General features: G+C 63.6%; 13 protein-coding genes. 8 read left to right on the plus strand and 5 right to left on the minus strand.

Annotated features, from left to right (window positions below; all coding sequences use genetic code 11):
- Positions 1 to 41: 41 nt before the first annotated feature.
- Positions 42 to 1562: an anthranilate synthase component I family protein gene (locus JV18_RS0101240; protein ID WP_033073096.1), complete on the minus strand. Its 1521-nt coding sequence runs from the start codon at positions 1560 to 1562 to the stop codon at positions 42 to 44.
- Positions 1563 to 1569: 7 nt separating this feature from the next.
- Entirely contained in the window at positions 1570 to 3519 is a 1950-nt protein-coding gene (locus JV18_RS0101245) for a peptidylprolyl isomerase (protein WP_235302710.1), read from the minus strand.
- Between the two features lie 214 nt (positions 3520 to 3733).
- On the opposite strand from JV18_RS0101245, the gene tpiA reads away from it, so the two are divergent.
- The 8 genes from tpiA to JV18_RS15120 all read left to right on the plus strand — a co-directional run bounded on the left by tpiA (position 3734) and on the right by JV18_RS15120 (position 15999).
- Positions 3734 to 4486, plus strand: a complete 753-nt coding sequence (gene tpiA / locus JV18_RS0101250) for a triose-phosphate isomerase (RefSeq protein WP_033073098.1) — start codon at positions 3734 to 3736, stop codon at positions 4484 to 4486.
- 73 nt (positions 4487 to 4559) lie between these two features.
- Complete coding sequence (gene secG / locus JV18_RS0101255) at positions 4560 to 5021, plus strand: preprotein translocase subunit SecG (RefSeq protein WP_033074799.1); 462 nt, start codon at positions 4560 to 4562, stop codon at positions 5019 to 5021.
- 106 nt (positions 5022 to 5127) lie between these two features.
- Entirely contained in the window at positions 5128 to 6759 is a 1632-nt protein-coding gene (locus JV18_RS0101260; RefSeq protein ID WP_033073099.1) for a CTP synthase, read from the plus strand.
- A 669-nt stretch (positions 6760 to 7428) separates the two neighbouring features.
- Entirely contained in the window at positions 7429 to 8679 is a 1251-nt protein-coding gene (locus JV18_RS0101270) for a lipoprotein-releasing ABC transporter permease subunit (RefSeq protein WP_033073101.1), read from the plus strand.
- The gene (locus JV18_RS0101275; RefSeq protein WP_033073102.1) at positions 8672 to 9346 is read left to right on the plus strand and encodes an ABC transporter ATP-binding protein; all 675 of its coding nucleotides are present in this window, start codon (positions 8672 to 8674) and stop codon (positions 9344 to 9346) included. Before JV18_RS0101270 ends, JV18_RS0101275 begins: the two co-directional genes overlap by 8 nt.
- A gap of 209 nt (positions 9347 to 9555) precedes the next feature.
- Entirely contained in the window at positions 9556 to 13044 is a 3489-nt protein-coding gene (gene dnaE, locus JV18_RS0101280) for a DNA polymerase III subunit alpha (RefSeq protein WP_033073103.1), read from the plus strand.
- Between the two features lie 89 nt (positions 13045 to 13133).
- Positions 13134 to 14732 (plus strand): long-chain fatty acid--CoA ligase, encoded by a 1599-nt coding sequence (locus tag JV18_RS0101285; protein ID WP_144243933.1) that lies wholly within the window; start codon positions 13134 to 13136, stop codon positions 14730 to 14732.
- A gap of 250 nt (positions 14733 to 14982) precedes the next feature.
- Positions 14983 to 15999 (plus strand): transferrin-binding protein-like solute binding protein, encoded by a 1017-nt coding sequence (locus tag JV18_RS15120; RefSeq protein WP_144243837.1) that lies wholly within the window; start codon positions 14983 to 14985, stop codon positions 15997 to 15999.
- Positions 16000 to 16033: 34 nt separating this feature from the next.
- Here JV18_RS15120 and JV18_RS0101295 read toward each other — a convergent pair whose 3' ends face one another.
- The 3 genes from JV18_RS0101295 to JV18_RS0101305 form a co-directional block, all read right to left on the minus strand.
- Positions 16034 to 17122, minus strand: coding sequence for a PA0069 family radical SAM protein (locus tag JV18_RS0101295; protein WP_200879061.1), 1089 nt, complete (start codon positions 17120 to 17122; stop codon positions 16034 to 16036).
- A gap of 149 nt (positions 17123 to 17271) precedes the next feature.
- On the minus strand, positions 17272 to 17796 hold the full coding sequence (gene moaB, locus JV18_RS0101300) for a molybdenum cofactor biosynthesis protein B (RefSeq protein WP_033073106.1): 525 nt from the start codon (positions 17794 to 17796) through the stop codon (positions 17272 to 17274).
- A gap of 49 nt (positions 17797 to 17845) precedes the next feature.
- Entirely contained in the window at positions 17846 to 19612 is a 1767-nt protein-coding gene (locus JV18_RS0101305) for a lytic transglycosylase domain-containing protein (RefSeq protein WP_033073107.1), read from the minus strand.
- Between the last annotated feature and the right edge of the window lie 3 nt (positions 19613 to 19615).

The raw sequence follows: 19615 nt of genomic DNA on the forward strand, positions 1-19615 counted from the left end.
ACTGCGTTGTGATGCGACGTGGAAAGGGGCACGCGCCTTGATCACTGTCCGTATCCCGGTGCGCCAGCGAGCCGGACCGCTTCGCGGGCGGCGGCGAAGAGGGCGCCGGCCTTGGCTTCGCATTCGCGCTGTTCATAGGCGGCATTGCTGTCAGCGACGATGCCCGCGCCTGCCTGCACATGCATTTCGCCATCCTTGACGATGGCGGTGCGCAGCACGATGCAGCTGTCCATATTGCCGTCGGGCGCGAAATAGCCGACGCCGCCGGCATAAGGTCCGCGCGCCTCGGCTTCGAGTTCGGCGATGATCTGACAGGCGCGCACCTTGGGCGCGCCGCTGACCGTGCCCGCCGGAAAGCCCGCGAACAGCGCGTCGATGGCGTCCCTGTCCGGCGCGATGCGGCCGATGACGTTCGAGACGATGTGCATCACATGGCTGTAAAATTCGACCGTATAGCTGTCAGTGACGGTCACGCTGCCGCCGGTCGCGGCGCGGCCGACGTCGTTGCGGCCCAGGTCGAGCAGCATCAGATGTTCGGCGCGTTCCTTGGGATCGGCGAGCAGCGATTCGCGGTTTTCGGCGTCCTCTGCGCTGGTGCGCCCGCGCGGGCGGGTGCCTGCAATCGGGCGGATGGTGATTTCGCCGTCGCGCACGCGCACCAATATTTCGGGCGACGATCCGATGAGGGCAAAGCCGGGGAGGTCGAGGAAATAGAGGAAGGGCGATGGGTTGATCCGCCGCAGCGCGCGATAAAGATCGAACGGCGGAAGGTCGAAGGGCGCCGAGAAACGCTGCGACAGCACGACCTGAAAAATATCGCCTGCGGCAATATATTCCTTCGCCGTGCCGACCATCGCCGCATAATCCTCCGGACGGGTGGCCGGGGACGGGACAATATCTTCGGGCAGCGCGCTGGTTACGGGGCGCTGCGGCTGTGCGCTGCCGCTCGCGAGGCGCGCAGCGACGCTGTCGAGGCGCTCCTGTGCCGCCTCGATCATCCGGTCGATGGCGCCACCGGCGTCGGGCCAGATGGGCGCGATCAGGAAAAGCTCGTCGGCGAGCCGGTCAAAGACGAGGATTGTGGTCGGACGCACGAACACCATGTCGGGCAGGCCCAGTCCCTCGCCCGGCGCGCGCGGGATATGTTTTTCGGCGAGCCCGATGGTTTCATAGGCGAAAAAGCCGACCAGCGTTGCGAGCGCCTTGGGCAAAATTTCGGGCACGTCGAAACGGCATTCGGCGACGAGGGCGCGCAGCGCGTCGAGCGCGGGGGGCGCAAGGTCGGCAAAGGCGCCGCGGTCAGCGCGCCAGTCGCGGTTGATGCGCGCGGCATCCCCGCGCACTTCGAACATCAGATCGGGGTCGAGACCGATCAGGCTGTAGCGCCCGCGCGTCTCCCCGCTTTCGACCGATTCGAGCACCCAGTCGCCGCGCCCCGGCTCGATAAGCTTGAGCGCCGCCGAAACCGGGGTCTCGACATCGGAGATCAGCCGCTGCCACACGACCGCGCCGCGCCCCTGCGCCAGCGCCTCAAGCGCGGCGGCCTTCCCCTCGAGGCTCATCGCGGCGCTATTCGACAACCGAATTGGTGCCGGTGAGTTCGCTGCGAAGCTGACCGACCAGCGACTGGTTGATCTTGACGCCCACGCGGCGCTTCGCCTCGGCGATCAACTGCGCCACCAATTCATTGCCAACGGCCGGGGCGAGCGGGCCGGCGATAGCCTTCACGCGCTCGCGGTCGATTTCCTTGGGGTCCGGGCGCTTCACTTCGGTCAGCGCGATGACCATCCAGCCCTGATTGCCGGGGATTTCGAGCGTCTTCACACTGCCTTCGGCCATGGAAAAGAGCAGCGACAGTTCGGGCGGGACTGGTTGGCCGTCGCGGCCCAGATCGGCGCGGCGTCCGCCAATGGGCTGGACCCGGCCGATATTGTCGGGGCCAATGTCGCGCACCGTCTGAGCGAGCGTCTTGCCGCCTTCGACCGCCTTGACGAGGGTGCGCGCCTTGTCGCGAGCGAGTTTCTGCCCTTCGGCAAGCTGCCAGTCAGCAAGAAGGTCGGCGCGAATTTCGGCAAAGGGCGGGGGTGCGGCAGCGATGATCGACTTGACCGCAAAGACGGCAAATTTCTCATTTTCCTCAATGGTGGCAAGCTGGCCTTCGCCTTCGCCCGAAAGCTGGAAAGCCTGGGTGAGCACCGGCGCCAGTTCGGGGGGCAGGGCGTAGCCGGGCTTGTCAGGGGCTTGGCCGCTCGCCAGCAGGGCAGGCGTTTCGACCAGCTTGAGATTGCGATCGGTCGCGACTTCCTCGAGCGAGGCGCCGCCGTTCACTGCGTCCTGCAGCGCGTTATAATAATCGACAATCGTTTCATTCGCCTTTGTCTTGGCGAGTTCGGTGCGGATTTCGGAAGCGGCATCCGCCTGGCTGCGCGCGGGCACCGACTTTACATCCTCCACCCGGGCCACGACCCAGCCGAGCCCGGTCTGGAGCGGGCCGAGCACCTCACCGCGCTTTGCGGAAAAGGCGGCCTTGGCGGCATCGGCGCTGCTTGTGGCGGCATAGGCGGAGCGGGTCAGCTCATCGGTGGTGGCCGCCGAAAGACCCGCTGACTGCGCCGCAGCGGCGAGCGAGGTTCCGCCCCGGACCTTGGCCGCAATGCTGTCAGCGGTTTTCTGGTCGGGCGCGATCACTTGCGCAAAGCGGCGTGTTTCGCGCGCTTCATAGCGGGCGGCGTTATCCTTGTAGAATTTCGCGATCTCGGCATCGGTCACCGCCGGCACGGGAACTTCGCTGCGTTCGAAAACCGCATATTGCAGCACGCGCCGTTCGGGGATGGTGAATTTGGCGCGATTCTGGTCGAGATATTTGCGAAGCGTCGCATCGCCCGGATCCTTTTTTGGCGCCAGCGGACGGGCCGGAATGAACGTCGCCTGCCCCCGGCGTTGTTCGAGGAGGAGGGCGGCATAGGGTTCGGCCATGGCGACTGCAATGCGCGGCATCGAACCGATGGGCATCACAATCTGTTCGGCCAGAAGCTGTTGGCGAATATCGCGGCGAAAGGAAGCTTCGTTGATGCCATTCTGGCGGAGGAAATTTTCAAAGCGCGTCTGGTCGAACTTGCCCGAGACCCCGGCGAACACCGGCAGGTCGGCGATCTGACCATCAATGAGCCGCTTGCTGACCCCGAAACCCAATTCGCCCGCAAATTGCTCGAACGCCGCCCCTTCGACGAGCTGCGCGAGCACCTGATCGACTCCGCCCGATTCGACAAAGGCCGCCATGGTCAGCGTCGGCTGTTCCTGCCGCGCCTGATCATAGGCAAGGCGGACGCGTTCGCGCAGTTCGCCGACGCCGATGTCGGTATCGCCGACGCGCGCGACATTGGCGCCGCCAAGGCCGCCAAAGGTCGAATTGCCCGTCACATCGCTGAGCGCGAAGGCGACGCCCACAAGGACGACAAAGGCGAGGGCGAAAAATTTGCCGAGCGTGGAGCTGAAAAGGCGGCGAATGGCAGTGATCATATTCTGGCTAATCTCTCGGGCAAAGCGCGGCGAGGCGCGGTCGAGCGTTGCTTTAGGCGCGCGGGGGCGGTGCATCAAGGCGGGAATGCGGCTGCGCTGGCCGGGGCGGCGATGCTGGCAGCAGGGACGGGCGGGGGCGGAGCCCTTGCCACCGCCGCGATTCTCCCGCTAGGGGCCGGGCCAGATTTCAACAAGGAACGAGCAGGAGCAGAGGATGGCGCGGCGCAAATATGTGGTCGGCAATTGGAAGATGAACGGCCTGGCGTCGGCGCTGGACGAGGCGCGCGCCATTTTTGAAGGCGCGGCTGCTCATCCGTCGGTCGATGTCGCGCTGTGCCCGCCCTTCACGCTGATCGGCGCGATGCATGCCGCCGCACCCGATGCCGCCGTGGGCGGGCAGGATTGCCATAGCGCCGATGCGGGCGCCTTTACGGGGTCGGTAGCTGCCTCAATGTTGGCCGATGCCGGGGCGACGCTGGTGATCGTCGGGCACAGCGAGCGCCGCGACGGATGCGGCGAAACCAATGCGGAGGTGAAAGCCAAGGCCGAGGCCGCGCTGGCGGCGGGCCTCTCGGTGATCCTGTGCGTGGGTGAGCCGCGCGAAGTGCGCGAGGCGGGCGGCGCGATTGACCATGTGCTGGCGCAGGTGCGCGAATCGCTGCCCGATCAGTTCGATCGCACACGGCTCGCTATCGCCTATGAGCCCATCTGGGCGATCGGCACCGGTCTGGTACCCACGGTGGAGGATGTGGCGGCGATGCACGGGTCGATCCGCGCCGCGCTGACCGAGCGGATTGGCGCGGGGGCCAATGAATTGCGCCTGCTTTACGGCGGTTCGGTCAATGGCGACAATGCCGCCGAACTGCTGGGCGCGGGCGATGTCGACGGCGCGCTGGTCGGCGGCGCCAGCCTGACGGCGGCCAAATTCCTGCCGATTGTCGCGGCGGCGGCGACACTCGCGGGTTGAAGCGACGACGCTTCGCCTCTATGTGCGCGGCGGGCGCGACCCGATTGAGGGCGCGCAAGTTCGGGAAAATTCGATGTCTGGTCTCTTCACCTTTCTGCTTGTCGTTCAGGCGCTCGTAGCCGCCGCGATGATCGCGGTCATCCTGATGCAGAAGTCGGAAGGCGGCGGCCTGGGCGTCGGCGGAAGCCCCGCGGGCCTGCTTTCGGCGCGCGGCGCGGCCGATTTCATGACCCGCGCGACGACGGTGCTCGCCTGTATGTTCGTCGGCCTGTCGATCCTGCTCGCCGCCATGGCGGCTTCGGGGAAGAGCGGCTCGACCATCGACACCTCGCTGTCTAAAAGCGCGCAGCCGCAGAGCGGGGGCAGCGAAACCCCGTCGATCCTGACTGGTCCGGCAGAAACGGATCCCGCAGCGGCGCCTGCTGCCGCGGAGCCCGCCATCGCGAGCGATGATCCGCTGGCTGCGGCGGCAGCGGCAGCGGCGGCACAGGATGCCTCGGCTGCGGGCGCTCCCAAGGCGCCGCCCACCAAGTAAAAGGCCCCACGGCCCCATTCACCCCGCAAGCGGCGGAAATATTTTCCGCCGCAAGCGATTCGACGGCTTGCGCCGTCCCCCTCCTATTGAGTAAGTCTATCCTCCCATGGCGCGGTTCATTTTTATCACCGGCGGCGTGGTCTCCTCCCTTGGCAAAGGTTTGATGGCGGCTAGCCTGGCGGCATTGTTGCAGGCACGCGGATATCGCGTGCGGATCCGGAAATTCGACCCTTATTTAAACGTCGATCCGGGCACCATGTCCCCCTATCAGCATGGCGAAGTCTATGTGACCGATGACGGCGCCGAAACGGACCTCGATCTGGGTCATTATGAACGCTTCACCGGCGTGGCCGCGCGGCAGAGCGACAATGTGACCTCGGGCCGCATCTATCAGGATATCATCGCCAAGGAACGGCGCGGCGACTATCTGGGCGCAACGGTCCAGGTGATCCCGCACGTCACCGATGCGATCAAGGATTTCGCGCGCGCCGATACCGAAGATCTGGATTTCGTCCTGTGCGAAATCGGCGGAACGGTCGGCGATATCGAATCGCTGCCCTTTATCGAGGCGATTCGTCAGCTGCGTAATGAAGTCGGCCGCGACCAGGCGATTTCGGTGCATGTCACGCTCGTCCCCTATATTGCTGCGGCAGGCGAACTGAAGACCAAGCCGACCCAGCATAGTGTGCGCGAACTCGCCTCGCTGGGCGTGCAGCCCGACATCTTGCTGTGCCGCTGCGAAAAGCCGCTGCCGGAGAGCGAGCGGGCCAAGATCGCCCAATTCTGCAACGTCCGCAAGGAAGCGGTCATCCCCGCGCTCGACGCCGACAGCATTTATTCGGTGCCGGTCCAATATCATGGCGAAGGGCTGGACAGCGAAGTGCTCCACGCCTTTGGCATCAAGGATGCGCCCGAACCCGATTTGTCGCGCTGGTACGACATCATGGACCGCAAGCTTCACCCCGAAGGCGAAGTGACGATTGGCGTGGTCGGCAAATATGTCCAGCTTCCCGACGCCTATAAGTCGCTCAATGAAGCGCTGGTCCATGGCGGCATGGCGCACCGGGTAAAGGTCAATATCCGCTGGCTCGACGCCGAATTGTTTGAACGCGACGAGGATCTGGCCGCCAATCTGGAGCCGATGCACGGCATTTTGGTGCCGGGCGGCTTTGGCGAACGCGGGTCGGAGGGCAAGATCGCCAGCGTGCGCTTTGCGCGCGAACGCGGCGTGCCTTTCTTCGGCATTTGTCTTGGCATGCAAATGGCCTGCATCGAGGCCGCACGAAACACGAGCGGGCTGGAAAAGGCATCGAGCAGCGAGTTCGGTCCGACGGACGAGCCGATTGTCGGCCTTATCACTGAATGGATGAGCGCCGAAGGCCTGCAAAAGCGGGGCGCCGACACCGATCTGGGCGGAACGATGCGCCTTGGCGCCTATGAAGCCAAGCTGTCGCCCAACAGCCATGTCGCAAGCGTCTATGGCGCGGAGACGATCAGCGAGCGGCACCGCCACCGCTATGAAGTCAATGCCGCCTATCGCGAGAAATTGGAAAAGGGCGGGCTGGTCTTTTCGGGCATGTCGCCCGACGGGACCCTGCCCGAAATCGTCGAGCGCCCCGACCACCCTTGGTTCATCGGCGTGCAATTCCACCCCGAACTCAAGTCCAAGCCCTTTGACCCGCATCCGCTGTTCAAGGGCTTTATCGAGGCGGCGGTGAAGCAGAGCCGGCTTTTCTGAGGTTGGCCGAACCGTAGGGTGCCGACACTATGTGCTGGCTCGATCTCGATTTATTCGGGGATGTCAGCTAGCCTGAGGGATGGCATGTCGATGACAATGCAAAACCCTTTTCTCTTCCTGATCGCTCTTTTTTCAGGCTGCGTGGTGCTTTGGGGTTTGAGCAAGGGGGCCATGCCGTTCCCGCCAATATGGATCGAGCGTGATAAATACCCGCTTCTATACGGCGCGACTGTGACGACTTGGTCCGTCCTCTGCATTTATTTCCTGATAAAGGCTTTCTGACGCAGGTCCTTTAAAGTGCTGCCGGAATCACAACGCCCGGGCCTTGCCTTTGCAAAACCCGGGCGCCTGTGACGAACACTCGCCATCCCCCTTTGGTGCAGACCGGCGAAGGATCTGCACTCCCTGGAACCGGGCCTTTGGGCCGCATTTGTGCCAGAAGCGATGGGCTAAAAGGCTGAAGGGGCTTTGTCACCCGTGCGCGCGCAATTGCCGAAGATTTTGCGCGGCGCTGTGACCTAATGGCAACAATATTTGCGAATGAGTCGCAGCTGTGGAGGCGTTGCTGCGGCTCCAAAAGCCCGTGATGGCCATTGCCAGCCGCCCCGCCGCTTCGTAAAGCAGCCGCATGATCCCGATGCGCGATGCGCGGCAAAGGCCGGTTCTTCCATGATTTTGCGATCCTATGAGCGTGCGATTTTCAAGCGCTACCTGCTCCCGCACCGGGGCGAAGGCTTTATCTTCGTCGCTGCGGCCTTCAGCTTTATCGCGGTGATGCTGGGCGTGGCGGCGCTGGTCATCGTGATGAGCGTGATGAACGGGGTGCGCGCCGATCTGTTCGACAAGATCGTCGGACTCAACGGCCATGCGGTGATTCAGGGCTATGGCGGGCGACTCGACGATTGGCGCGATGTGCTGAAACAGGCGAAGGCGACACCCAATGTCGTCTCCGCAACCCCGCTGATTGAACAGCCTCTGCTCACCACCTTTAACGGGCGAGTCGAGGCGGTGCTGGTGCGGGGGATGCTGGTGTCCGACATTCGCCGCAACGATGTGCTGAACGGGAAGGTTTTGCAGGGCAATCTGAACGCGCTGACTCCGGGGTCGAGCAATGTTGCGATCGGCAGCGAACTCGCCCGCAATATCGGCGCGCAGGTCGGATCGGATATCACGATCATCAATCCCGCCGGGCGCTCCACCCCCTTTGGTACGGTGCCGCGCCAGATCAGCTATCGCGTCGCGGCGATTTTCGAGATTGGCGTCTATGATTTCGACAAGGCCTATGTCGTCATGCCGATGGAGGACGCGCAATTATTGCTGCTGACCGGCGATCAGGTCGGGATGATCGAGGTCAAGACCACCGACCCTGACAAGGTGGGGACGATATTGGCGCCCTTGCAGGAAAAATTGGCGGCGCAGGCGGTGGTGTCCGACTGGCGGTCGATGAACAGCAGCCTGTTCGAAGCCCTGACCATCGAGCGGGTGGCGATGTTCGTCATCCTGTCGCTGATCATATTGGTGGCTTCCTTCAATATCATCTCTTCGTTGATCATGCTGGTGCGCGCCAAGACGCGTGACATGGCGATTTTGCGCACCATGGGCGCGCCGCGCGATGCGGTGCTGCGTATTTTCATGGCGATCGGCCTGTCGATTGGTGTTGCCGGGACTTTGGTCGGTCTGGCGGTGGGTTTCTCGCTGCTTTATTTCCGGCAGGGCGTGCTGCGCGGGGCGGAGATCATCACCGGCCAGCCCTTGTGGGACCCGTCGATACGCTTTCTGACCGAATTGCCGTCGAAGCCCGATCCGGCGGAGATCATCGGCATTGCGATTATGGCGGTGGTGTTCAGTTTCCTCGCGACGCTTTATCCGGCGCTGAAAGCCGCCAATACCGACCCTGTGCAGGTGCTGCGCTATGATTGATGCCACGCTGGAACTGGTCGATCTTCGCCGCAGCTTTGAACAGGCGGGGGTACGGATCGACGTGCTGCGCGGAATCGACGCCACGCTGCATCGCGGAGAGATTGTTGCGCTGCTGGGCCCCTCGGGGTCAGGCAAGTCAACGATGCTGCAGGCGGTGGGTCTGCTCGAAGGCGGATTTGAAGGCACGATCCGCATCGACGGCGAGGATGTCACCCGGCTGAGCCAGGGTGACCGCACGCGCACACGGCGTGAGAAGATCGGCTTCGTTTATCAATTCCACCATCTGCTGCCCGATTTCTCGGCGCTGGAAAATGTCGTGCTGCCGCAGCTCATTCGCGGCGCAAAACAGGCTGACGCCGAAGAACGCGCCGCCGACCTGCTCGCGCGGCTGGGGCTGGGCGAACGGCTGCACCACAAGCCCAGCAAGCTGTCGGGCGGCGAGCAACAACGCGTCGCGGTCGCGCGCGCGCTGGCGAACCGCCCCTTGCTGGTGCTTGCCGATGAACCGACGGGCAATCTCGACGAAGCCACCGCCGACCGGGTGTTCGACCAATTTGTGCAATTGGTGCGCGACCATGGATCGGCAGCGCTGGTCGCTACGCATAACGAACGGCTCGCGGCGAAGATGGACCGGGTATGGCGGCTGCATGAGGGGCATATCGCCTGAGGGCGGGACATTTTTGAACCGTCATTGTGAGGCCGGCGCAGCCGGGCGAAGCAATCTCCAGCGGGCTTCTTGCGCGGGCGATAGGGGGGGGTGCTTTGTCACCCGGACAAGTCCGGGCTCCTCGCAATGACGGGGTGGGGTCGCGAGGGGGCGCGGCTTTCCCCAATCGGCCCTTCCCCGAATCGTCACATATGCCTAGCGTCGCCCGCATGGCCTACAGCCCCTTTGTCCCCTTGCGTCTATTTTCCAGCTACACGATGCTCGAAGGGGCCATCGACCCCAAGGATATTGCCAAAGCGGCGCGCGAGCGCGGTTTTCCGGCGGTGGCGGTGGCCGACCGGAACGGGCTTTATGGTGTCATGGCCTTTGGCGATGCGTGCAAGGGCGCGGGGGTGCAGCCGATTGTCGGCGCGCTGCTGAGCGTCGCGCGGCCGGGGCAGCGGCTGGCCAATGGTGCGCCGCTGATCGACTGGCTCGCCCTCTATGCGCAGGATGCGGTGGGCTATGACAATTTATGCGCGCTGGTGTCGGCGGCGCATCTCGGGCGCCCGGTCGAGCTGGAGCCGCATGTCGAGCTGTCGGCGCTGACCGGGCGGACCGACGGGCTGATCTGCCTGACCGGGGGCGGCGAAGGCGCACTCGCCCGGCTGCTTGCCGATGAGCAACAGGCGGCGGCGGAGGATTATGTCGAGCGGCTGGAAGCCTTGTTCGGCGACCGGCTTTATATCGAATTGTCGCGGCGCGGCGACAAGGTCGAGGAAAGGGCCGAAGAGGCGCTGATCGGCATGGCCTATGCGCGCGCGCTGCCGCTGGTCGCGACCAATCCCGCGCAATTTGTCGAGCCGCAATTTCACCCCGCGCATGACGCCATGCTGTGCATCGCGCAATCGGCCTATGTCGAAAGCGAGGATCGCCGGGTGTCGAACCCCGAAGCCTGGTTGAAATCGGCCGAGGCGATGGAGGATGCTTTTTCGGACCTGCCCGAGGCGATCCGCAACACGCTGGTCGTCGCGCAGCGCTGCGCCTTCATGGCGCCCAAGCGCAAACCGATCTTGCCGAGCCTTGCAGGCGACCGTGAGGGCGAGGCGGCGCAATTGAAGGCCGATGCCTACGCCGGGCTGGAGGCGCGGCTGGCGCTTTATGACGACCTGTCGGACGAGGAGCGGCAGGCCTATATTGAGCGGCTCGACTTTGAGGTCGATGTCATCACGCAAATGGGCTTTCCCGGTTACTTCCTGATCGTCGCCGATTTCATCAAATGGGCGAAGGCGCAGGATATTCCGGTGGGGCCGGGGCGCGGTTCGGGGGCGGGGAGCCTTGTCGCCTGGGCGCTGACGATCACCGACCTCGATCCGCTCAAGCTGGGCTTACTGTTCGAACGCTTTCTGAACCCCGAGCGCGTGTCGATGCCCGACTTTGACATCGACTTTTGCGAAACGCGGCGCGGCGAAGTGATCCGTTATGTGCAGGAGAAATACGGGCGCGATACGGTCGCGCAGATCATCACCTTCGGTAAGCTGAAGGCGCGCGCGGTGCTCAAGGACACGGGACGCGTGCTCCAGATGAGCTATGGCCAGGTCGACCGGCTGGCAAAGCTGGTCCCCAACCACCCGACCGACCCCTGGACGCTCGAACGCGCGCTCAACGGCGTTTCGGAGCTGATGACCGAATATAAGCAGGATGACGGCGTGCGCCGCCTGTTCGACATGGCGCGCCAGTTGGAAGGGTTGCCCCGGCACAGCTCGACCCACGCCGCCGGCGTGGTGATCGGCGACCGCCCGCTCGACCAGCTTGTCCCGCTCTATCGCGACCCGCGGTCGGACATGCCGGTGACGCAGTTCGACATGAAATATGTCGAGACCGCGGGGCTGGTGAAGTTCGACTTCCTTGGCCTCAAGACGCTGTCGGTGCTGAAAGAGGCGCGGCGGCTGCTCGCGCTGCGCGGGATCGACGTCGATCTCGACACGCTCGGCTGGGATGATCCGGGCGTGTATGAACTGCTCCAGCGCGGCGACACGGTCGGGGTGTTCCAGCTGGAATCCGAAGGGATGCGGCGCACGCTGTCGGCGGTAAAGCCGACCAATTTCGGCGACATCGTTGCGCTCGTCGCGCTCTATCGCCCGGGGCCGATGGATAATATTCCGCTGTTCGGCGCGCGCAAGAACGGGCGCGAGCCGATCGCCTATCCGCACCCGCTGCTCGAAGGCATCCTCGCCGAAACCTATGGCATCTTCGTCTATCAGGAACAGGTGATGCAGGCCGCGCAGATATTGGCGGGCTACAGCCTCGGCGGCGCCGACCTGCTGCGCCGCGCGATGGGCAAAAAGATCCAGGCCGAAATGGACGCGCAGCGCGAAACCTTTGTCGCGGGCTGCGCCGAGCATAACCAGATCGACGCCAAGACCGCGAACGAACTGTTCGACTTGATCGACAAATTCGCGGGCTATGGCTTCAACAAGAGCCATGCGGCGGCCTATGCGCTGCTCTCCTATCAGACGGCGTGGCTGAAGGCGCATTATCCGCACGAATTTTTCGCCGCGTCGATGTCGTTCGATAGCCACCAGACCGACAAGCTGTCGGTCTTCATTGACGACATGCGGCGGCTCGACATCGCGGTCGCACCGCCGTCGGTGAACGAGAGCGAGGCCGATTTCTCGGTCGGACGGACCGAGGAAGGACTGGTCGTGCGCTATGCGCTCGGCGCGCTGAAAGGCGTGGGCGAAAAGGCGATGGAGGCGCTGGTCGCCGAACGGCAGGCCAAGGGCGACTTTGCAAGCCTCGATGATTTTGCGGGGCGCATCGACCCCAAAATGCTCAACCGCCGCCAGATTGAGGCGCTGGCGGGGGCGGGGGCGTTCGATTGTGTCGAGCCCGACCGGCCGCGCGTTTATGCTGGGGCGGAGGCGCTGCTCGCCTGTGCCAACAGCTCGGCGCAGGAACGCTCGACCGGGCAAGGCGGGCTTTTCGGCGGCGATGTCGATCTGGCGCCGGTGCTGCAACTGCCGACCGCCGAACCCTGGACGCTCGCCGAACGGATGACGCGCGAGAAAGAGGCGTTCGGCTTTTATTTCTCGGCGCATCCGGTCGAACAATATGAGGCAATATTGGCGGCGCGCGGCGCGCGCACCTATGGCGATATTTGCGCCAATGTAGACATGACGCCGGGAACGCGGGTGCCGATGGTGATGGCGGCGATGGTCGAAAGCGCGCGCGCGCGGGTATCGCAGCGCGGCAACCGTTTCCTCAACCTTAGCCTTTCGGACCGCAGCGGCCAGTTTCAGTCGAGCTGCTTTGACGAAGGCGCGGGCAAGGTGCTGGAGGCGCTGGCGGGTAATGGCGGCTGCGCGCTGCTCAATGTCGAACTGGACTTGATGGAGGGCGAAGAAACCCCGCGCGTGACGGTACGCGGCGCGCAGTCGCTTGCCGATATGGCGGCAAGCGCGGCACTGGAGCTCCATTGCCGCGCCGAAACACCCGAAGCCGTGACGGAACTGGCGGCGCTGGCCGAATGGCGGGGCGATGCGCGCGGGAGGATCATCCTCGCCACCTTTGACCCGGAAACCGGGCGGGACATTCACGTGATGCTGGGCCGCAATTTTGTCTTGGGCCCCGACCTGGTTTCGCGGCTGGAAGTGGTGGCGGGCCTGTCGGATACGCGGCTGTCGCTCTACACCCCCCGCGATTTTCGCGTCCGTTAAGCGGCTGCCCCCCGGTTACACTTGCGTCAACGCTCATCCTCGCCTTATCCCTAGGGTAATGAAAAAGGAGAGGATGACCGATGTTCGGAATGCAGAGCCAGCCGCTGCTCGTTACCAGCCTGATCGACCACGCGGGGCGCGAGCATAAGGATCGCGAAATTGTTTCGCGCTGGGCCGATGGCAGCCAGACGCGCACGACCTGGGGCGCGGTGGGCCGCGATGCGCGCCGCTTTGCCGCCGCGCTCGTCAAGCTGGGGATGAAGAAGGGCGACCGTATCGCGACGCTGGCGATGAACCACGCTCATCATCTGGTGAGCTGGTATGGCAGCGCGGGCATGGGGGGCGTGCTCCACACGGTGAACCCCCGGCTGTTCGATGAACAGCTGGTCTATATCATCAACCATGCCGAGGATCGGCTGCTGTTCCTCGACGGCGCTTTCCTGCCGATTGTCGAGCGGCTGCGCGATCAATTGCCGAGCGTCGAGCATTTCATCCTGTTCGATGCCCCCGCGCAGGAGGGATATCTCTCCTATCGCGACCTGATCGACGCCGAGGATGCAAGCTTCGAGTGGGTGGACCTCGACGAGCGCGATCCGGTGGGGCTTTGTTATACCAGCGGGACGACGGGCAATCCGAAGGGGGTGCTCTATGAGCATCGCTCCAACGTCATCCACGCGATTACCGAGGTGCAGCCCGATGTCATCGGCCTCTCCAATCGCAGCGTGATCATGCCCATCGTGCCCATGTTCCATGCAAACAGCTGGGGCGTTCCCTTTGCCGCTGCCGCCGTGGGCGCGAAGCTGGTCTTTTCGGCGACCAATGATGCCGAGGGGCTGTGCAAGCTGATGGAAGACGAAGGCGTGACTCACAGTGCGGGCGTGCCCACCGTCTGGATCGGCATGTTCGCGCATATGGATGCCACCGGTGCGGGCTATGGCAAGCTGCAACGGGTGATCATCGGCGGATCGGCGGCGCCGCGCGCGATGATCGAACGCTTTATGAAAGCCGGGATTACCGTCAGCCATGCCTGGGGCATGACCGAAACCAGCCCCATCGGCACCATGGGCAAGCGCCCGTGGAACTGGGACGAAATGAGCTTTGACGAGCAGGTTGATATCGTCTGTCGTCAGGGCTGCCCGCCCTTTGGCGTCGAGCTTCGCATCGTCGATGACGAAGGGCGCGAACTGCCGCGCGATGGCGAAACCAGCGGACGGCTGCAATGCCGCGGGCCGTGGATCGTCCAACGCTATTTCAAGGGCGAACAGGATGCCGCCGATGCCGATGGCTGGTTCGATACCGGCGATGTCGCGGTGCTGCACCCCGATGGCGTGATGCAGATTACCGACCGGGCCAAGGATGTGATCAAGTCGGGCGGCGAGTGGATCAGCTCGATCGAGCTGGAAAATGCGGCGGTCGGCGCGCCGGGGGTGCAGGAAGCCGCCGCCGTTGGCGTCTATCACCCTAAATGGGACGAGCGCCCGCTATTGCTGATCGTCAGAAAACCGGGCGTGGAGACGAGCGAGGCGGCGATCGTCGATTATCTGAAGGACAAGGTCGCCAAATGGTGGCTGCCCGATGAAGTGGTGTTTGTCGCCGAACTGCCCCACACCGCGACGGGCAAGATACTGAAACGCCAGATCCGCGAGGATTACAAGGATTACAAGCTGCGCTCGCTGGCGGAGGCGTAAGGCGGCTTCACAAGAAAGGCGGCTCACAAGACAGGCAAATCGCCGCCCCCGCGAAAGCGGGGGCCGCTGCCGATCCGTTGCAAGGGTGCGGACCCTCTCGCTTCTTGGGCGAGCGCATCTCAAGGAGTGGATCTCAAACTGTCTCTTGCCCTTAAATAGAAGCAAAAGGAATATTTAAGTACGCTCCCTATTTGTCGATTGTCATTTCCGATATTTCTATATAGCGAAATATCGACGATCTGGGGGGCGTATGAAATTTACTCTTCTGAAGAAAAGCCTTTTATTCGGATCAGTCGCACTGACGGTGTCGAGTTGCGGCGGTGGTGGAAGCCCGTCTGGCGGAAATACGGTGACGGTACCACCCACGCCAGCCCCAACACCTGCGCCTACGCCAACGCCACCTTCCCCATCTTATGCGACCGCGTTTGATTTCAGCGGCGACCGCTCCTTTAACTCGCCGATGGCCAAGATATATCATGTTGAGCGCTACACAAGCGATGCTCCGCCTTATTATAGTTTGGAATCTTCAGGAGGAGATATTTTCGGGCGGAATTTTCAGCAGTCGAAATTCGCTTATGCTCACGCTTCCGAAACGTTTTCGATATCTCACGAAGGTACGACCTCTGCTTTCGGGCCTTCTGACCTATATCGAAAAGATGAGGGAACACTCCATTTTCTGCGGAGGGTGGCCAATACCCCTGAGAGCGACCAGCTATCTCTCTATAAGCTTAGGCTTATGAAATTTGTCGCGTTGGGAACTCAAGAAACCCGTGCAGCGGCTCGGGAACCGGGGCAGTCCGCCGGCCTATTGGTAACGACGCGCTATTTTTTATGGGGTGTGCCCACGCTTGCCAGCGACATCCCTAAATCTGGCAATTTCAGTTATCAGCCCGAACTCGTCACTTCTGCTCCATATGGACCGGATGGAGGGGGGGCATTCGCGGTCAATTCGGGCAATATTCAGATAAGTCAGGGAATGGCCCGGATCACTGGCACCTTGGACATTGCCCAAGTGTCATGGATAACAGGCACAGAGCAGGAAAAGGGACAGATCACGCTTTCCGGCACGGTCAAACCCGATACCAATGAGATTAGCGGCAGTATATCCGGGGCCACCTCACGGTATATTTTTACGGGGGAGTTTGCTGGCCACCTGTACGGGCCGCAAGGATCAGAACTGGGGTTAGTCGTTATTCTCAGGCGACAACTCTTGCAAGATGGGAGCAGCAGTCCGCCCATCGTAGCCGTTCTTGTGGGTCAGCGATGATTGCCTTCGAAGAATTCATAAGGCCTCGTTAAAGTCAAAACAGCTCCATCTGCCCATCGCGTTCGGGCGGGCGGAAAAGGTCGCAGCGTAGCGGCGGGAAGCTTTTGTCGAGGCCATGTTCGCGCGCCGCGCGCTTGACGCGGGTGCGGATGAGCTGGGCCCAGATGCCGCGTCCCTTCATCCGGGTGAAAAACTCCGGATCATTGTCGCGCCCGCCGCGAATATCCTGCACCATATGCATCACTTTGTCGGCGCGGTCCGGATAATGGGCGTCGAGCCAGGCGCGGAACAGCGGCGCGACCTCGTGCGGCAGGCGGAGCAGGATATAGGAGGCGCGGATCGCGCCCGCCTCTGCCGCTGCCGCCAATATCGCCTCAATCTCATGGTCGGTGATCGCGGGGATGATCGGCGCGATATTGACCTGCGTCGGCACGCCTGCATCGATCAGCGCCCGGATCGCGGCGAGGCGGCGGCGCGGGTGCGGTGCGCGCGGTTCCAGCGTCCGGGCGATGGCGGGATCGAGCGTCGTTACCGATATGGCAACCCCGACCAGATTGTCGCGCGCCATGTCCGCAAGCAGGTCGATATCGCGCAGCAGCCGGTCGGACTTGGTGGTCAGGATCAGCGGATGGCGCGTTTCGGCCAGCACCTCGATCACCGAGCGGGTGACGCCCCATTCGCGCTCGATCGGCTGATAGCCATCGGTATTGGTGCCGATGGCAATGGGGGCGACGCGGTAATTGCGCTTCGCCAGTTCGGCGCGCAGCAGCTTCGCCGCATCGGGCTTGGCGAACAGGCGGCTTTCAAAATCAAGCCCCGGCGACAGGTCGTGATAGGCATGGGTGGGCCGCGCAAAACAATAGATGCAGCCATGTTCGCAGCCGCGATAGGGGTTGATCGACCGGTCAAAACCAATGTCGGGCGAAACATTGCGCGCGATGATGCTTTTGGGACGCTCGGCCGTGACGCTGGTGCGAAGCGGCGGCGGGGCGCCGTCGATGCTTTCCGCCGCGTCGAGCCAGTCGCCATCGGCCTCATGCGCCAGCGAGCCGGTGCGGGTGGGGCGCAAATTGGTCGGCGCGCCGCGACCAGAGACAGGGGGCAGGGGCTTGGCTTGTTCCACTCATATAGCGTAGCGAGTTGGCAGGAACAAATCAAGAACACTTAAGGGTGGAAAGAAGCTCTTCTTCGTCATGCCGGACTTGATCCGGCATCCATTGCGTCGGCCTCCCTGGACCCCGGATCAGGCCCGGGGTGACGAAATGAGGGGGATTATTCCATCAACCGCGGCATCAGGTCGACGAAGTTGCACGGCCGATAGCGGCTGTCGAGCTGCGTTGCCAAAATGCCTTCCCAGGCGTCGGTAACCGCGCCGGTCGAGCCGGGGAGGGCGAAGATATAGGTGCCGCGCGCGACGATGCCGCAGGCGCGCGACTGGATCGTCGACGTGCCGATCTTCTGATAGCTGAGCCAGCGGAACAATTCGCCGAAACCTGGAATTTCCTTGCCGTCCAGGCGGTGGAGCGCCTCGGGCGTGACGTCGCGGCCGGTGAGGCCGGTGCCGCCGGTGGTGATCACCACATCGACTTGCGGGTCGTCGATCCAGTTATGGAGGCGCGAGACGATAAGGTCGGTTTCGTCCCGAATAATGGCGCGCGCGGCGAGAATATGCCCCGCGCCGGTGAGCAGCTCTTCCAGCCTGTCACCCGAACGATCCTCGGCGGCGCTGCGGCTGTCTGAAATGGTGAGCAGCGCGATGCGGACCGGCTTGAAGGGGAGGGCGGGGTCGATGGCCATGTCAGCGGGCCTCCATATCAGCGGGTGCCGTTACCAGCTCCCGCGCCGATCAATTTGCATGGCCCCCGCCGACATAGGTCAGGCGGATGCGGTCCTTGTCGTCGGGAAAGCGCGGCCATTGCCCCTGCGCCAGCGCGGCGCGGCTGTCGGACGGCTTGCCCTGCTGCGCTTCATACATCCAGTAGTTGCGGAGCACGATGCCGACATAGCCCCGCGTTTCCCAATAGGGGATGGATTCCATGTAAAGCAGCGGGTCGCCATTGTCGCGGATTTCGCTCTGCCAGCGCGCGACGGGAGTGGGCCCGGCATTATAAGCGGCGATTACCTTGGGCAGCAGGCCGCCGGTGGCGGGATCGCTGCTGAGATGCTGAAGATAGCGCTGGCCCAGCTCCATATTGACCTCGGGCGTTTTGAGGTCGCTGAGCGCGGCGCGGATTTCGCCGTCATTCCAGCGAACAATGTCGCGCGCGGTGCCGGGGCGCACCTGCATCAACCCATAGGCGCCCGCCGAACTGACGACCTGCCGCCGGAAGCGCGATTCCTGCAGCGTATGGGCAAAAACCAGCGCGGGATCGACCTTCCACCCGCCGACCGGCTCCCATTTGGGCTGCGGATAGCGGTTGGCTGCGGCAAGCTGGCGCCCGTGCGGCGTGTTGTGCGCCAGATAAAGCTGGGTTTCGGGCAGGCTGAGCGCCTGCGCGAGGGCGATCAGTTCGGCATGATCGTCAGCATTGCCGATCCGCGCCTGATGGCGCAGCGCCTCATCGGCATAGCCTTCTTCGCCCAGTTCGGCGAGCGCGATGGCCATGCGGACATTGGGGTTTTTCTGGAGCGCGCGCCATGCGCTGCGGTCGGCGCGCAGATTTTCACGCTGTTCCTTGACCTCGACCGCCAGTACTTCGGTGGCGAGTAGGCCGTAAAAGGTTTCCTCATTGGCAGCGGCGGCGCGCAGGCGCGGCTGCACCAGCGCGGGCTGTCCGACGGCGATGGCGGCGCGGGCGGCCCAATAATGGCCCGCGGCGCGAATTTCGCTGTCGGCCCCGGAGCGCGCCACCCGGTCAAAGGCGGTGAGCGCGGTGCGATAATCGGCAAGCCGCCAGGCGGCGAGCCCCTGCACCCAGGCGCCTTGCGCGGCCCAGGGGCCGCCATTCTGCACGCTGTCGCTGGCAAGGCGCAGCGCATTATGGTCGTCATTTTCAATATAATAGGACCAGGCGACTTTCTGCGTCCATTCCGCGCGCGCCTCCGGGCTGAGCTTGTCGATCACGGCATTGAGTAGCGTCTCGGCCCCCGCCGGATCGTCATTCTTGATGCGGTCGGGGATGGAGGTGGCAAGCCCAGCCGCGAAGGGATCGCTGACGCCGTCGGCATTCAGGCGGCGTGGGGCGCTGCCCGCCCAGGCGAGCCGGGTTTCGGGCGGCAGTGCAGGCAGGTCCACCGCGCCGCGCCGCGCAGCAAGGCGCGAAAGCTGCGCCGCCTGCGGCAGATAGGGTGAGCGCGAGAGGATCGGCAGCAGGTCGCTGATCTCCGCGCGGGGACTTTTGGCGTCGAGCCAGAGTTCGGCGCGCAGAAAATCATTGAGCAGCCCGTCGCGATCCTGATCCAGCAGCGCGCGCGCCTCGTCCCAGCGCTGCCCGCGAATGGCGGCGAGCGTATCGCGGTAAAGCTGCCGCTCCTTTGACGACAGGATCGTCGGCACACTTTGCGCGCTGGTCACCAGATCGCGGTCGCGTGCATCGGCGGCAAAGGCAGGCGAGGCTATGGCGAGAGCAGTCAAAAGGCCAAGCTTGGCGAGACGGGGGGAGATTTTGGGCATGAA

Origin of the sequence: Sphingopyxis sp. MWB1 (assembly GCF_000763945.1) — a bacterium.
GTDB lineage: Bacteria > Pseudomonadota > Alphaproteobacteria > Sphingomonadales > Sphingomonadaceae > Sphingopyxis.

Excerpts from the sequence above, each read along its gene's own strand:
- JV18_RS0101285 (WP_144243933.1), top strand. The coding sequence starts at position 13,134 with ATGCAGAGCCAGCCGCTGCTCGTTACCAGCCTGATCGACCACGCGGGG.
- JV18_RS15120 (WP_144243837.1), top strand. The coding sequence starts at position 14,983 with ATGAAATTTACTCTTCTGAAGAAAAGCCTTTTATTCGGATCAGTCGCA.
- JV18_RS0101260 (WP_033073099.1), top strand. The coding sequence starts at position 5,128 with ATGGCGCGGTTCATTTTTATCACCGGCGGCGTGGTCTCCTCCCTTGGC.
- JV18_RS0101305 (WP_033073107.1), bottom strand. The coding sequence starts at position 19,612 with ATGCCCAAAATCTCCCCCCGTCTCGCCAAGCTTGGCCTTTTGACTGCT.
- moaB (WP_033073106.1), bottom strand. The coding sequence starts at position 17,796 with ATGGCCATCGACCCCGCCCTCCCCTTCAAGCCGGTCCGCATCGCGCTG.
- JV18_RS0101245 (WP_235302710.1), bottom strand. The coding sequence starts at position 3,519 with ATGATCACTGCCATTCGCCGCCTTTTCAGCTCCACGCTCGGCAAATTT.
- tpiA (WP_033073098.1), top strand. The coding sequence starts at position 3,734 with ATGGCGCGGCGCAAATATGTGGTCGGCAATTGGAAGATGAACGGCCTG.
- JV18_RS0101270 (WP_033073101.1), top strand. The coding sequence starts at position 7,429 with ATGATTTTGCGATCCTATGAGCGTGCGATTTTCAAGCGCTACCTGCTC.
- JV18_RS0101275 (WP_033073102.1), top strand. The coding sequence starts at position 8,672 with ATGATTGATGCCACGCTGGAACTGGTCGATCTTCGCCGCAGCTTTGAA.
- JV18_RS0101240 (WP_033073096.1), bottom strand. The coding sequence starts at position 1,562 with ATGAGCCTCGAGGGGAAGGCCGCCGCGCTTGAGGCGCTGGCGCAGGGG.
- secG (WP_033074799.1), top strand. The coding sequence starts at position 4,560 with ATGTCTGGTCTCTTCACCTTTCTGCTTGTCGTTCAGGCGCTCGTAGCC.
- dnaE (WP_033073103.1), top strand. The coding sequence starts at position 9,556 with ATGGCCTACAGCCCCTTTGTCCCCTTGCGTCTATTTTCCAGCTACACG.